Source organism: Rhizobium rhizogenes NBRC 13257, from assembly GCF_000696095.1.
Classification (GTDB): domain Bacteria; phylum Pseudomonadota; class Alphaproteobacteria; order Rhizobiales; family Rhizobiaceae; genus Rhizobium; species Rhizobium rhizogenes.
Map to the genome: position 1 here is coordinate 130954 of NZ_BAYX01000008.1, position 15141 is coordinate 146094.

The window sequence follows — 15141 nt, forward strand, 5'->3', positions numbered from 1 at the left end:
TAGCTGATATGGCTACACTGATTTTGCCCGGTTGAAATCCTTCGTCCGCGATCAATCGCTTCTTCCCTTGTGGGCAACCTGTTCGCGCATAAAGCGTTCGATGAAGTCGAGAAGCTTGCCGGCGGCGAAGGAAAGCTGACGGTCCGGAGCGACGCAGAGATCGATCGGCGTCCTGATCCCCTTGCCGCCGGCGACCGGCAGCGCCACGAGCTGGCCGGCCTGGATTTCCCGTTGAACGGTCAGCGCCGGGAGCATGGTGATGGCCGCCCCTCGCAGCACCAGTTCCTTCTGCATTTCCAGCGAGCTGCTCTCGAACACCGGATCGAGCACCAGCCCTTCGCGCTCGAACAGCGCATCGAAGGCCTGTCGAGCGCCGAAGGATCGGTCGGGCACGGCAAGCGAATGCGCCGCAAGTTCGGCAAGGGAAACCTCTTTGAGTGCCGCCAGCGAATGGCTCGTCGCGGCGATGACGTCATAGGTGATTTCGGAGCGCAGCCGCACCTTGGTTCCCGACAGCGGCGGCGCGAACAATGTCACGGCGATATCGGCCTCGGCGCCGTTGACGGCTTCGATGGCGCTGCGGGCGCTGGTGATGGTCACCTCGAAGCGCAGCTTCGGATAGCGCAGGCTGAATTCGGCAAGCGCCGGCGCCAGCAGGTTGGCGACGGTGGCGCCGCTGGCATAGACGCTGACGCGGCCGCGCTGCAGTCCCTTCAGGTCTTCGATCAGCTGATGTACATGGTCGAGTTCGCGCAGCGTCCGTCCGGCGCGCACGGCCAGCAGCTCGCCGGCGGCGGTCAGCTTGACACCGCGGGCGCTGCGTTCGACCAGCGGCGTGCCGAAATGATATTCGAGATTTTCGATCTGCCGGCTGATCGCCGTCGGAGCGACGTTCAGGTTTTCCGCCGCCTGGCGCATGGAGTTGGTGCGTACCAGCTCGTCGAAATAGATCAGCGCCCGGATCTGCATGGATGAAATCTCCGGCTAGGCCATGCGGTTGGGAAAGCGATCCCGCCAGGCCGGCTGCGCGCCCTCGACCGGCAGCGCCGTCGCCTCGTATACGCCGCGTGCAATGGCGCGGGCCATGACGATGGTGGCGAGATGGCAGAGTTCCATGAAGCTGGGCATGTCGTCCCTTGGATGCCTGGCGGTGGAGGCGGCAAAAACCGTGTCGCCGTCGAGCGGCAGATGCGCCGGCAGAAGCGCGCGGGCAAGGCCGTCATGGCCGCAGATCGACAGGCGATGCGCCTCCGCCTTGGTCAGCTGCGCGTCGGTGACGATGGCGCCGATGGTGGTTGCCGTGACATTTCCGCCCTTCAGCCGCAGGCGCGTGTCGATGGTCTCGGGCATGCCGAGCCCGCCGAATTCTTCCGTCTTTTCGAAGGGCGCTGCCCAGAAATGCGGGCTGTCCCCGATGGTGGCCGTGCCAAGAGCATTGACGGCAACGATGGCGGCAATCCTATGCCACCTGCTGCTGACGGCGCTGGCCGAGCCGAGGCCGCCCTTGACCGTCGCCGTCGTCCCGCCGGTGCCGGCGCCAACCGTGCCGAGCGCGAAGGCGCCCTTTTCCGCTGCCTTGAAGGCGGCGTAACCCATGTCGCGATAGGGCGAATAGAGGCCCCAATCCTTGTTGCCGCCATTGGTGAGATCGAAGAGGATCGCTTGCGGCACAAGCGGGATGAGCGCCGTTCCGATCTGCAGGCCGCGCCCGACCTCGCGCAGGCCCGCCTGCACCCCGCCGGCCGCATCGAGCCCGAAGGCCGAGCCGCCCGACAGCACAAGACCATCGATCGTGCTGATGGTCATTGCCGGATCGAGCAAGGCCGTGTCCCGCCCGCCCGGCGCGCCGCCGAGCACGGAGCCGGAGGCGACCGCCGGCTCGTCGAAGATGATGGCGGTGACGCCGGAGCCGAGCGCAAGGTCTGTGGAATGACCGACGGCAACACCGTCGATATCGGTCAGGAGATTGAGCAGATCAGCCAATGAAAAATCCTTCGCCTTTCGAAGCGCGAGGTTGTCATGGCGATAGGATCGCAAAGAGGGGGAAAAGACAAGATGGGTTTGTGGCGTGGTCAGGCCGCTGGGGTCGACCCTCGTGGTTCGAGACGGCCCTGTGGGCTTCCTCACCATGAGGGCGGAATGGACCTCTGTCGAGATGTAACAAAATCCGATTGCGGAAACGGAAGCAGGATAGGGTCGGCCATTGCGACGAAAAGACTAGCCCTCACCCTGAGGTGGGAGCGAAGCGACCCTCGAAGGGCGAGGGCGGATGATGTGGGGATGCAAAAAGTGGCGGCTAAGCCGATCCATCAAACGTGGATCGGCTTAGCCTGTTGGCGTGAGAGGAGATCGCGGATGGCGAGCTTGACCTCGTCCGTGTTTCTGAAACGCTGTTCGTCCAGATCGTGGACATGGTATTTCACGGCGATGAACTTCAGCCGGTCTTCATCCGGAATAACGATGCCGACGGGAACGCCGGCATATTCGATGACTTGCTTCTTCATAAAAAATACTCCCTCCGCGCCCTAGCGGCGCAGACATGGCGAATTGACTGTTTGAATCCGATTAGGGGACGAACGTCACATTCGACAGCACGGGCGGGAGAGCACGCCCGAACGGTCATGGCCAAGCACGGACCACCCAAGGATCGAGGCGGTGAATTTGATATTCAGCATGTCACTTTCCTTAGTTGGTGTTGTACTTGTTCTGGCTCCGCTCAAGGGAGCCGGTGATCCGGTGTGCTATTGTCTACAACCTTAGCAGAGAATAGCGATTCCATCTCCAGAAACATATTCCGAAAGATGTCAAAATATCGACGATCGGTAAAATATAATTCCGTACCTGGCTAATTACGGGGATGGTTGTATCAACCTCCTCGCAACCTCCCGTAGCGGAACGGCATCGCCGATCACCGAGAGACAGATAGGAATTACCGCGAGATTCGACAATCCCCAAAAGGCACTAAAATTCGCTTGTCGCTAAATTACCCTAATGGTTAACGCCGTCGCCGGGAGGGATTACACGGTGTCTTCCAGAGCCTTTTCCAGGGCTTTGACGAAGAAATCGGCGCTCTCGGACGAAAGGCAGAGCGGCGGTTTGATCTTCAACACATTCAGGTGATCGCCGGTCGGCTGCATGATGACGCCGAGATCGAGCAGCCGGTCGCAGATATCAGCCGTTTCTTCCGTGGCAGGCGTCAGCGTCTCGCGATTGCGCACGAATTCGACACCGAGATAAAGACCGGTGCCGTGCACCGCGCCGATCAACGGAAAGTGTTCCATCAGCGCGATCAACCCTGCCTTCAGATGATCGCCGACGACGTGGGCATTCTCCTGCAAGCCCTCGTCCCTGATGATGTCGAGTACGGTGAGGCCGACGACCGAGCTTACCGGGCTGCCGCCGGCCGAGGAGAAGAAATAGCCTTCTTTTTCCAGCGATGCGGCGATCTCTTTCCGGGTAATGACTGCGCCGAGCGGATGGCCATTGCCCATGCCCTTGGCGATGGTGATGATATCCGGCACGACACCCTGTTGCTCGAAGCCCCAGAAATGATGGCCGAGCCGGCCGTAGCCCACCTGCACCTCGTCGGCGACGCAAAGGCCGCCGCGCTGGCGCACCGCGGCATAGACATCGGTGAGATAGCCGCGCGGCAGAGCGATGCCGCCGGCGTTGCCGTAGACTGGTTCGGCGATGAAGCCAGCGAGGCCGTCACCCTTCTCGTCGATCGTCTCCAGCGGCGTCGTCACGCCGGCCACGTAGTCAGCGCCCGAATCCGGCCCCCGGAACGGGCCACGATAGGTATTGGGTGAAACGACGGGGTGCACCCAGTCCGGCCGTGTCGTCAGCGCCTGCGGATTGTCGGCGACGGAGGTGGAGACGGCGTCGCTCGCCAGCGTCCAGCCGTGATAGGCCTCCAGCAGGCAGAGCATGTTTTTCTTGCCCGTATGCGCCCAGGCAAGCCGGATGGCGAGGTCGTTGGCCTCCGAGCCGCTGTTGACCAGGAAGACGCTGTCGAGCCCTTCCGGCGCCAGTGCCGCAAGCCGTTCGGAAAACTCAGTCACGGCGGCATAGTGGAAGCGGGAGTTGGTGTTGAGCCGCGACCATTGTTGCTCAACGGCCGCGGTCAGGCGCGGATGCGCGTGGCCGAGCATGGTGACGTTGTTGACCATGTCGAGATAGGCGCGGCCTTCCACGTCGAACAGGAATTCGCGCCAGCCGCGCTCGATCTGCGGCGGGGTCTCGTAATAATGCTTCTGCGGCCCGGCGAAATGCGCCTCGCGCCGGGCAAGCAGGGTCGCGCCGTCTTCTCGTGGCGCTTCGCAGGCTGGGCTCAGAAGGACTGCGGGCGAGGGGCAGACGGCTGACCAGCCGTCGGCCTGGTGTGCCACGGCAAAGAGCGGCGGCACCAGCGATGGCGAGCGGCAGAGCTGTACGCGCAGGCCGCCGACCGTCGAACCCTCGCCGGCGATGGTGCCGATGGTCGCACCCTGCTCGATCTCCGCGCCCTCTTCCAGCGTGCAATCGATGCCGTCGAGATGCAGGCTGACTGCGTCGCTCACCAGAACGAGATGCTGGCCGTCCCATTGGATGCGTCCGGCAAAGGGGGCCGCGACCGTCGTTCCGGCGGGCAGGCAGACATCGCTGTGCAGCGCGAAATTCTGCGGCGGCGTCATGCTCAGCAGCTCGCCGCGCGACAGACGGAATTCGCCATAGCGCGTCGCGGCCGTGCCGGAGGCGACGGCCTCCTTGGCGAGCAGCCGCCAGTCCATGTCGGGCTTACGCCAATTGCCATCGGTAAAATGCGGGCTGGTTGTGGAAAGATCGATGGCGGCGATGGTGTCCGGCGCGATATCCGGCAGCAGCGCCGCCCAGCCATCGGTGTCGATCGGGGCGATGTCGAAGCCGATCGTCCGCAGGATCGCGGCTTCCATCACGTCGGGATCGGCGCCGGTCGCGACGTCGAAGATTTCGCGCTCGTGCTTGAGATTGCCGCGCACATAGTCGTTGTCGGGATCGATGGCCAGTTGCTGCTCGGTGCTGGCGGTGAGGATGACGGCGCGCGCGACGATCAGGGGCCACAGCGCCTTCGCCTCGACCTCTTCCAGCGGATAGACCGCATGATAGGCTTTGATGGCGGGGAGGATGGCAAAGGGGTCGCCTTCCGCGTGGTGCAGCAGCGAGGCGCAGGTGACGGCGAGGTCGCCCACCAGCCATCCCTGGATGATGTCGCCGAAATCGATCACGCCGTCCGGGATCGGCTGGCCATGCGTGTCCGGATGGCAGACGACATTATCGTCGGTGACATCGTGATGGACGGGCTGCACGCGAAGCCCGCCTGCCAGTGGCTGAATGCGCTTGACGGCCGCGACCATCGCCTTGGCGATACGGTCTCGCGCCTCGTGATCGGTGATCGCCGACAGCAGCTGTACGGCGACCGGCCCGGCCCGGCGCAGATCCCATTGCAGATTGCGGTGGAGACCGGGATGGTCGAAATCGGCGAGGTCGCGGGCAAGCCGCGCCGAGAGAGTGCCGAGCGCCGAGACCGAGGCGAGCGGCAGATGCTTGCGCCGCGTCAGCGATTGGCCGGGGAGGTAACTCAGCAGGCGAGCGAGATAATCCTGTTCGCGGATGGTGACGACAAGAATATCCCGGCCGTTCAGCGACGGCACGATATTGGGGAGACGAGGCGCCTCCGGCTTGGCGTGCAGATGGCGGATGGCGGCATTCTGTGCCTCCAGCTCCACCGTGTCATATTCCGTCTGGCAGATTTTCAGCACATAGCTGTTGTCGCCGGCACTGATCCGATAGTTGCGGTCCTGCTGGCTGCCGAGTTCGGTGAGCGTTCCGGACAGGCCGTAATGCGTCAGCAAAAGTTCCGCCGCCTCTTCCGGCGTGATGTCCGGCCTTGGCAGTTGCATACGATTGACGAGCGCGGCGTCGGTCATGGCTCCCCCCCGGATGGTTCAATTCAATGACACTAAACCATTCCATCCTAAAGAAAATCACCCAAAACAGATAGGGTGGTTGAGCTTTTAGGAAGAAGATAGGCCGCCCAATGCAGCCGGCTAGGCGTTATCGCCTACCCGATGGAATAGCTGCAACCGGCCAGCGTCTTGCCGGGAAGATCGCCAACGGTAAAGACGCTAAGGGAAATGCGCGTTGTCAGTGACAGTGGGGGATAAGCGTAATAACCGTATTCGTGCTGCTCCTTGCTTGACGAGACTTCCTTTTCTCCAATGTACTTGTCCGGCCGGTCGACCGCCGCAGTGACGCCAAGTGTTTTGGCGAGTGGATGGGGATCAGGCTCGTCGAGTACGGCCAATAGTCCGCCGAAGGTAAAGACGATCATGGTTGTTTGCCGTCCAAACACGGTGATAGGAGCCGAAAGCTTGAACTTTTGCCAAGATCGGTTGGGCCATGGCATTTCGCTGAGACCGAGCTGCTTCATAGCCGCAGCACTTTCCGGCCCGGCCACCCACGCGACGAAATCGTAGTAGCTCGGCACGTCATAGGTCGTGCATTCGATCAGCTTGGCAAGATCGATCTTGGAGGGGTCATCTTGGGTTGTGGCTGCGTGCGACGCTGGCGCGCTCAGAAGGAACGCCGCAAGCAACAGCGTCCCATTGGGATAGAATGACATGTGTTTGTCCTGTCCGCTTACCCGATTCGATACCGGTGATATCAAATCGCGCTTGGGAACGAAAAGCAAAGGGCGTCGGCTGCGATGGGGAAGTCAGGTGCTGGCGTCCGCCCCTGCCTCACCCCATCCTCTCGGAGGCATAGCTTCCCGGGCTTGCCGGGAAGACGATGGTGCGGTTGCCGTTGAGGAAGGTGCGGTAGTGGATATGGGCATGGATGGCGCGGGCCAGCACCTGGCTCTCCACATCCCGCCCGATCGACACATAATCGTCCGCCGACTGCGCATGCGTGATGCGCGCCGTGTCCTGCTCGATGATCGGACCCTCGTCCAGATCGGCGGTGACATAATGCGCCGTCGCCCCGATCAGCTTCACCCCGCGCTCATAGGCCTGCTTGTAGGGGTTCGCCCCCTTGAAGCTCGGCAGGAAGGAGTGGTGGATGTTGATGATCCGGCCGGACATCTTTTGGCACATCTGGTCCGACAGGATCTGCATGTAGCGGGCGAGCACGATCAGCTCCGTGCCGGTCTGCTCCACCACCTCCATGATCCGGGCTTCCGCCTGTGGCTTATTGGCCTTGGTCACCGGAATATGGTGGAAGGGGATATCGTGGTTGACCACCACCTTCTGGTAATCGAAATGGTTGGAGACGACGCCGACGATGTCGATCGGCAGTGCGCCGATCTTCCAGCGGTAGAGCAGGTCGTTCAAACAATGGCCGAAGCGCGACACCATCAGCAGCACCTTCATGCGCTTCTGGGTGTCGTGGATCTCGACTTCCATCTCGAACTTGGCAGCGATCGGCTTAAAACCCTCGACCAGCGCCTCCTGGCCCACCCCCTGCTCGGAGATGAAGCTCACCCGCATGAAGAACTTGCCGGTATCCAGATCGTCGAACTGGCTGGAATCGACGATGTTGCAGCCCTGGTCCGCCAGATAATTGGCGATCGCAGCAACAATCCCGCGTGTCGATTGACAGGAAACCGTGAGTACATAATGCGTCATGTCTCTTCTCTCTTCTGCCGGGGGGCGCCGGCCTGCTTTGGTGCCCGCCTGCTTAAATCAAATCGAAGGTATGGGGAACTGTCCCTCAACCCTGTTTCGGCTGTTACTTTAGGCGAGATGATCGGAAAAACCGTTCCCGTTGCGTCTTCGAACGGCGCATCCCCGCCTTAGCCGTTGGTGGCGAGCGAGAGCGTCTGCGGCTGCTTTGCCTGCGTGCCCTCGTTGAATTTCAGGAAGCCCACCAGAAGCCAGACCAGCCCGGCGGTCTTCATTGAGAAGATCGCCGTGGAACCGATCATCAGGTTCAGGAACAGGAAGAGGGAAAGGGCGTGGCCGAGGCGCCGCTGATTGATGGTCTCTCCTCCCGGATAGAGCGAGGCGTAGAGCCAGAACAGGATCAGGCCGAAGATGGTGGCGCCATATATGATGTAGACATAGCCGCTGTCGTAGAAGATGCCGACCTGATCGAGCTGCAGGCCGATGGTGCTCTGCAGGTCCATGCCGAGGAAGGCTCTCACCGTACCGTTGATGCGGCCGACAAAATTATCGCCTGTAACGCCTGGCTTGAGGGCGTTAATGACGAAGCCGACGAGAATGATCAAGGGCATCGTCATCAGGTCGAGTATTTTCGGAAGCCAGGGATAGATGAAATAGCCGGCGATGCTGATGAGGCTGAAGATCAGCATCGTGCGGGTATCGTTCGTCAGCAGGATCAGAATGACGGTCGACAGGAACAGCAGTCTGTCGGACAGTCGCAGCCGGCTGGAGAAGCTGATCAGATAGAGGACCATCACGCCGCAGAAATTGGCAAGCGAGACCTGTTCCAGGAAGATGGACGATGAGCGATGGTCTATCAGGCCGAAGGAGAACCGCCCTTCGAACCCCAGCGCACCACGGAACAGCCCGATATCGCTGTAGGTGGCGGGCGGCACGCCGCGCGTATTCTGGAAATATTCGGCCGGATGAAAGAGCGCGACATATTCCGTCACCGACACGATTTCGCAGATGAGCACGGCGAGCACGGCAATACAGGAAATCCTGAACGCCAGCTTCAGCGTGCGCTCGTTGCAAAGCCTGCCCATGATGGAGAACACGAAGATGATCATCACATTGCGAAGGTGATCGACATAGGGCTGCTTGTTGATGGCGATGACGAAGACCGTCAGCACGATCGTGAGGAGCAGATAGAGGAGCGGCGCCATATCCTCCTCATAAATCCCCCTCTTCAATATATAGGCGAAGCTTGCCACCTGCAGGAGCACTTCGCTCATGACCACGGCGTTTGGCGTCAGCGGCGTGATGTTGTGATTGATGAAGGCGAGGATGCAATTATACAGGACCGCGAGCAGCGAGATGGCGAGAATGACGTAGTTTATGGGCTGCTTTTCGCCTGAGCTTTGCATGAAATATCCGGGGTCGTGGCGTCTCTGGCCGCGGGCACCATATCAGGCCGATGATTCGCGGCAAAGAGTCGGGTGCTCACCGCCAGTCAGTTTGCAGGCTTGATGAGGGCGCATGCTGGCGCCAGCGAAACCTTCTTGCTCAGGCCATCCGCCAGCACTTTTATCTGTGGCTTGTCACGGCCGTCGTGCGGCTGGACGTTCAGCGGCTCGTCCGGCGCCCACCAGTCGCCGGCCGCCCAGTAGCTCCAGCCGAGCCAGACGTCGCTGTTGTCGTTCATGATGCCGAGCACCTGTTTGAGGCCCGCAAGACAGCCGTCATTGCCGGCCACGCCGAATTCGCCGAGGAAGCCGCGCTTGCCGTTCTTGCGCAGCCAGTCGGTGACGTCGTTCATACCTTTGGTGCCGTTGGCGGTGCCGTCGCAGGCCGGATGGGTACCGGAGCTGTCCGCATCGAGATATTGATGGAATTCGAAAGCGTAGAAATTGAGCGGATCCTTGACGCCGAGCATGACCGTGCCGTTTGCGCCGCCGCCAAGGACATCGGCAGACCAGCTATGCGCGCCGGTCCAGTTCGTGCCGGGCACGAGGATGAGGTTGCGCGCGCCGACGGTGCGGATGCTACGGATGGCCGTGTTGGCCAGCTCCAGCCAATCGGGCGCCTTGATATCGTGCGGCTCGTTCATCAGGCCGAAGGAGACACCCTTGCGATTGGCGAACTCGACGGCGAGCCGCGCCCAGAAGTCGCCGAAGGCGAGATCGGTCGCCGGCATCTGCGGGAGCTGGATCTTGTCGTAGTAGCCGTAATTGTGCGGATCGAGGATCACGGCCATGCCATGCTTTTGAATGAGATCGACGGCATCCTTGAGGTTTTGCAGCTCCTTTCCGTCGAGCGGCTGGTTCAATACGGGCTGCAGCCGCTCCCAGCGAAAGGGCAGGCGCACCACGTTCATCCCCTTGCCCGCGAAATAGCGCACCGTGTCTTCGGAAGGGTAGATGTAATTGGTGCCGAGCACGCCGCCACGCTCGCCATATTCGGCGCCGGAGAGATTGATGCCTCGATAACAGAGCTGCGACGCAGCAAGGCTAGGGTCTGCCTCAGCGACGAAGGCGAGCATAACGGTAGCCGCAAGCGACCGGCGCAGCAGTCTCGTCATCGATCCGGCCATTGCAAGCTCCCGTTTTTCCGTCGCCTGTAAGCCCGCTTCATAGGGGCTGTCCGGTTGAATATTGATGAAGACAGGGGCTCCACGGAGCCTTGCCGACGTTTGCGGGGGGACTTCCTGGGAATGTCCTTAATGGTCCGTTAGCCAAACATTTCTAAACTCCTGGCATCTGCTGCGCGGGATCCGCGCGAGCGGGTCCCTGGAAGTCTGGTATGAGTTCATTGGAACGAAACAAGCGATCGAGCCACTTTCCGAGTTGGCGCAGCAACGAGCCGTCCGAAGGGCAGGGCGAAGGCTTGCGCCTGCGCGGTCCCGTGGTGCGGCCGCGGGATTTCGTCCATGAGGTCCAACCCGTTGCCGCCGAGCAGTCGGTCGATACTGTAAAGCCGGCAATCCCGGCGCATCCGGAACCGCCGATTGCGATCGAGCCCAAGACTGAAGCCGCTTTGCCGCCGGAGGTCCGGCCGACGGTGGCAGGGGCAATCCCGGCTGCCGAGCCGGTTGTCGTTGCGCCACAGGTAGTTTCGCCAGCGCCTGTTGCCGACGCACCGCTTCTCGACCTGCACTCCGCCGTCCGTTCGATCTGGGCGAAAAAACGTCTGGTGCTGGCGCTTGCCGTGGCCGGGGCGGTGCTGGGCGCGGCCGCCATTCCGATGCTGCCGCAGAAATTCACGGCTGAGACCAGCCTCTATTTCGATCCTCGTCAAACCGGCGGCGTCGATTCCTCCCAGTCCCCGCCGATTGCGCCGGAACTGATCCTGACGATGATCGACAGCCAGACGCAGATCCTGTCCTCCGGCAAGGTGCTTGGCCGGGTGGTCGATGCGCTGAAGCTTGACCAAAATCCGCAATTTAACGGTGGCGCCAGTGGCGACGCTGCAAAATACATGGCGGTAACGGTGCTGGCGAAGGCCGTGCAGATTGCTCGCGAGGCCAGCACCTATGTCGTGTCGCTGAAGGTGACGACGCGCGATGCGCAAAAATCGGCTGCGATCGCCAACCAGCTTGTCGCCTCCTTCGTCGAGGAGGAAGGCAAGGCGGCGGCGAACAGCTATCAGACCAGCAATACCGCGCTGGACGGCAGGCTCGAGGATCTGCGCGAGCAGGTGCGAGCCGCCGAAAAGGCGGCCGAGGCCTATAGGGCCGACAACGACATGGTCGCCGTCGGAGGCAACCTGATGTCCGACAAGCGCCTGACTGCGCTCAACGACATGCTGGTGGTGGCGCAGCAAAAGACGATCGAGGCGAAGGCGCGCGCCGATGCCGCCGACAGGCTGAGCTTCACGGACGTCGTCTCCAACGGCCCTTCGGCAACGGCAACGGCCGCATCGACGCCGCTCAGCAGCCTGCGCCAGCAATATGCCGTGCTTGCCGCCAATGTCGGCAGTCTGCAAAGCCAGCTCGGTGCCCGTCATCCACGCCTGCTTGCCGCCAAATCCTCGCTCGATAGTCTCGCGACCGAGATCCGCAGCGAGTTGCAGCGGCAGACGACGTCTGCCCGCGCCGACTACGATCAGGCGCAGAAGGCCGAGCAGGATATCGCCAAGGAGTTGGCGGTGCAAAAGGCATCGCAGGTCAATACATCAGGCAAGCTGGTCGGTCTCAACGAACTCGAGCGCAAGGCTGCAGCCGCTCGTGACGCGTACCAGGCGGTTCTGAAGCGGTCTGGCCAGACAAGTGACGCCCGGGATCTGTCGCAGAGCAATATCCGGGTCATTTCCGAAGCCGAGCCGCCGTTGACGGCGGATGGGCCGAGCCGGAAGGTGATGATGGTGGCCGGATTGATTGCCGGCGCCTTGTTCGGCATGGGGCTCGGTATGGCCTTTGCCGTCCTCGTTGGCCTGTTTCGGCATCCGGTAATCCGCGGATATCTCGGAAAGTAATATTGTCGCCATCTTTTACGATAGATGTCCGCTTCAAGATCAGGGATGCAATTGCGTGCGCGCTGTTCTAAAAGTGAATGGACGCAGAGAATTTTTGCATTTTGCTAATGAAAGCATAAAGACAATCAGGCTGTGTCGTGCAATACATGATGGTGCAATTTATGCGAGAGAAGCGGTATGCTGGTCCGTCGACCGGCGCCTGGGGAAATTGACCGATGGTGCCCGCGGATAAGCTTGTCCTGCCGTTCCTGGCGCTGCCGCGCTCGACCAAGCGCGCGCTGGCGCTGCTTGTCGATGCCAGCCTGTGCGTGCTGACGGTCTGGTTTGCCTATTGTCTCCGTCTGGATGACTGGGTGATCCTGGAGGGCGTGGAATGGCTGCCCGCGATCGTTTCCCTGCTCGTCGCCATCCCGATCTTTATCGTCCTTGGCCTCTATCGCGCTATTTTCCGCTATGCCGGCATGTCAGCCTTCATGACCGTGGTCAAGGCGGTGGCGATCTATGCGCTCGCCTTCATGACCATTTTCACGGCGATCAGCGTGCCGGGCGTGCCGCGCACTGTCGGCATTCTACAGCCGCTCCTGCTGCTTATCGCCATCGGCCTGTCGCGCATGTGGACGCGATATTGGCTCGGCAATGCCTATCAGCGGCTCTTGAACCGCAATCAGCTGGCCAAGGTGCTGATCTACGGCGCCGGCGCCTCCGGCCGCCAGCTTTCCGGCGCCCTTGCCAACAGTGCCGAGCTGAATGTCGTCGGTTACCTCGATGACGATCGCAACCTGCATGGCAGCATCATGGGTGGCCTGCCGATCTATGATCCGACCGATCTGCCGGCGCTGGTGGTTTCCGGCGATATCAAGGGCGTGCTACTTGCGCTGCCGAATGCGTCGCGGCAGCGCCGCAACGAAATTCTGGAAAGCATGCGCAAGGCTCGCGTTACCGTGCGTACCATGCCGGACCTGACGGCGCTCGCCCAGGGACGCGTCGCCGTCTCCGATCTCCGCGAACTTGATATCGAAGACCTGCTTGGCCGTAACGTCATCGCGCCCGATCGTGCCCTGATCGACAAGAATATCCGCGGCAAGGTGGTCATGGTGACCGGCGCGGGCGGTTCGATCGGCAGCGAACTCTGCCGCCAGATCCTGAAGAACGGCCCTTCCTGCCTGTTGCTGGTGGAGCAGAACGAATTTGGGCTTTATGCCATTCATGGTGAGCTGGAAAAAGCGGCGGCGACGTCTGGAAACAGCGAGATCCGCATCATCCCCTTCCTGGCCTCCATTCGCGACGACCGGAGACTGAGGCAGATCATGGAGGCCTGGCGGCCGAAGACCGTGTATCATGCCGCCGCCTATAAGCATGTGCCGCTCGTCGAATACAATCCCGTCGAGGGCATCCGCAACAATGTACTGGGAACGCTGACCACCGCCGAAGTGGCGCGCGACTGTGGTGTCGAGGACTTCGTGCTGATCAGCACCGACAAGGCCGTGCGCCCGACCAATATCATGGGCGCCAGCAAGCGGCTGGCGGAGATGGTGCTGCAGGCGATGGATGCGGACCGCAAGCCCGGTGCCGACGGCACCAATTTCGCGATGGTCCGCTTCGGCAACGTGCTCGGTTCCTCCGGCTCCGTCGTGCCGCTCTTCCGCCAGCAGATCCGCGACGGCGGTCCGATCACGCTGACGCATCCCGATATCACCCGCTATTTCATGACCATCCCCGAGGCATCGCAGCTTGTCATCCAGGCAGGCGCCATGTCAGGCGGCGGCGACGTCTTCCTGCTCGACATGGGCGAGCCGGTGCGTATCGCCGATCTCGCGCGCCGCATGGTGGAATTGTCCGGCCTGACGGTCAGGGACGAGGATGAGCCGGACGGCGATATCGAACTGGAGATCACCGGCCTGAGGCCGGGTGAGAAACTCTATGAAGAGCTGCTGATCGGCGACAATCCACAATCGACGAGCCATCCGCGCATCATGCGGGCCAAGGAAGATTTCCTGCCCTGGCCGGAACTGTCAAAGAAGCTGGCCGCGCTTCAGGCGGCGCTTGATGAAAACGACGTGCCGCTGGCGAGGGGCTTGCTGCAGAGTTTGGTGTCCGGCTATGCGCCGAGCGGTGACGTGATCGATCTCGTCTTCCGCGAGCGTGAGATGGATCTGCCACTCGACGAGCCGAGTTTCGACAACGTCGTACGGCTCTTGCCTTAGGTCTCGGTATTCTCCCGAGCCGGTTGAGGCTTGGCCTTCACGGTATAATGCCAGCGATGAAGCTGATCGCAGGCGCGGAACCAGTATGCTGTTGCCCGCAACAGGAAATGTCGCTTCACGGCACGGTAGTGCACGCGCTTGCCGATCGTCGTATCCGAGCGATGCGGGCTGAAATCCGCAATATTTTCAAGGGTGGAAAAAGTTTCGACCCCGGTCGACCAACCACGCTCTAGCGCGATGTCATAGGGCAGAAGCATCGGCTTCAACGTGATCAGCAGCTTCTTTGCCGCGGACCGGTTGACGATATAGCATGCAGCCGACCCCTGTGGCCCATGCATGCAGCGGCCGACGACATCGTTTTCCGTGGTTTCCGATAGCGGCTTGAAGCCGACCAGCCGGTGATTGACGAGCTTCACCAGGCGCGCGCCGCAGACGCTGTTCATGGCCGACAGCGCACGCGGGATCAGCCTTTCGTTGAGCTCGACATCATCTTCCATGATGATCGCTATCTTGTCGCCGCTGTCGATGAATTGCTGAAGGGCGAGCAGATGGCTGCGATAGCAGCCGTATTCCCCGGCCAACAGCTTGCGTCCGTTGTGATAGACGAATTGCTGCTGCTGGAAATCGATGCGGTCGCCTTCCGGAATCGTGGCTCCGTCAATCGCGGCGACCCGAATGACATTCAGGCCATATCGAGCGGCCTGCCCACACAGTCTTTCCCAGCGCTCGCGAGAGCGATCGAGATTGATGACATAGATGCAGACCTGTGGTGCCAGACTGCCTGCGCCGGGTGCTTGCGTGTCTTCGATGATCCGATTGGCCTGTTCGAGAATCACCTTTACTCC

Annotated in this window: 11 protein-coding genes; 2 read left to right on the forward strand and 9 right to left on the reverse strand. The window is 61.4% G+C overall.

Translation table 11 applies throughout. The annotated features are described in order from the left end of the window. Window positions 1–51: 51 nt before the first annotated feature. The 8 genes from RRH01S_RS19300 to RRH01S_RS19335 all read right to left on the reverse strand — a co-directional run bounded on the left by RRH01S_RS19300 (window position 52) and on the right by RRH01S_RS19335 (window position 10212). Window positions 52–969 carry a LysR family transcriptional regulator gene (locus RRH01S_RS19300; protein ID WP_007701781.1) on the reverse strand — a complete coding sequence of 306 codons (918 nt, stop codon included), beginning with the start codon at window positions 967–969 and terminating at the stop codon, window positions 52–54. Between the two features lie 15 nt (window positions 970–984). After that, complete coding sequence (locus RRH01S_RS19305) at window positions 985–1983, reverse strand: P1 family peptidase (RefSeq protein ID WP_042473766.1); 999 nt, start codon at window positions 1981–1983, stop codon at window positions 985–987. A 326-nt stretch (window positions 1984–2309) separates the two neighbouring features. Then, on the reverse strand, window positions 2310–2504 hold the full coding sequence (locus RRH01S_RS19310) for a hypothetical protein (protein WP_007701777.1): 195 nt from the start codon (window positions 2502–2504) through the stop codon (window positions 2310–2312). A 513-nt stretch (window positions 2505–3017) separates the two neighbouring features. After that, the gene (locus tag RRH01S_RS19315; RefSeq protein ID WP_042473770.1) at window positions 3018–5945 is read right to left on the reverse strand and encodes an aminotransferase; all 2928 of its coding nucleotides are present in this window, start codon (window positions 5943–5945) and stop codon (window positions 3018–3020) included. A 134-nt stretch (window positions 5946–6079) separates the two neighbouring features. After that, window positions 6080–6640 (reverse strand): hypothetical protein, encoded by a 561-nt coding sequence (locus RRH01S_RS19320; protein WP_012650793.1) that lies wholly within the window; start codon window positions 6638–6640, stop codon window positions 6080–6082. A gap of 118 nt (window positions 6641–6758) precedes the next feature. Continuing rightward, window positions 6759–7643, reverse strand: a complete 885-nt coding sequence (gene purU, locus RRH01S_RS19325) for a formyltetrahydrofolate deformylase (RefSeq protein WP_042473773.1) — start codon at window positions 7641–7643, stop codon at window positions 6759–6761. Window positions 7644–7810: 167 nt separating this feature from the next. After that, a complete protein-coding gene (locus RRH01S_RS19330; RefSeq protein ID WP_037220989.1) occupies window positions 7811–9046 on the reverse strand; it encodes a hypothetical protein in 1236 nt (411 codons plus the stop codon). An 86-nt stretch (window positions 9047–9132) separates the two neighbouring features. After that, the gene (locus tag RRH01S_RS19335; protein WP_012650796.1) at window positions 9133–10212 is read right to left on the reverse strand and encodes a glycoside hydrolase family 5 protein; all 1080 of its coding nucleotides are present in this window, start codon (window positions 10210–10212) and stop codon (window positions 9133–9135) included. A 209-nt stretch (window positions 10213–10421) separates the two neighbouring features. Between RRH01S_RS19335 and RRH01S_RS19340 the strand changes: the two genes are divergently transcribed. Both RRH01S_RS19340 and RRH01S_RS19345 read left to right on the forward strand, forming a co-directional pair. Continuing rightward, window positions 10422–12092, forward strand: a complete 1671-nt coding sequence (locus tag RRH01S_RS19340) for a GumC family protein (RefSeq protein ID WP_012650797.1) — start codon at window positions 10422–10424, stop codon at window positions 12090–12092. 215 nt (window positions 12093–12307) lie between these two features. Then, entirely contained in the window at window positions 12308–14296 is a 1989-nt protein-coding gene (locus RRH01S_RS19345) for a polysaccharide biosynthesis protein (protein ID WP_012650798.1), read from the forward strand. Here RRH01S_RS19345 and RRH01S_RS19350 read toward each other — a convergent pair. Further along, on the reverse strand, window positions 14293–15132 hold the full coding sequence (locus tag RRH01S_RS19350) for a glycosyltransferase family 25 protein (protein ID WP_034519982.1): 840 nt from the start codon (window positions 15130–15132) through the stop codon (window positions 14293–14295). The two genes, RRH01S_RS19345 and RRH01S_RS19350, sit on opposite strands and share 4 nt — an antisense overlap. Between the last annotated feature and the right edge of the window lie 9 nt (window positions 15133–15141).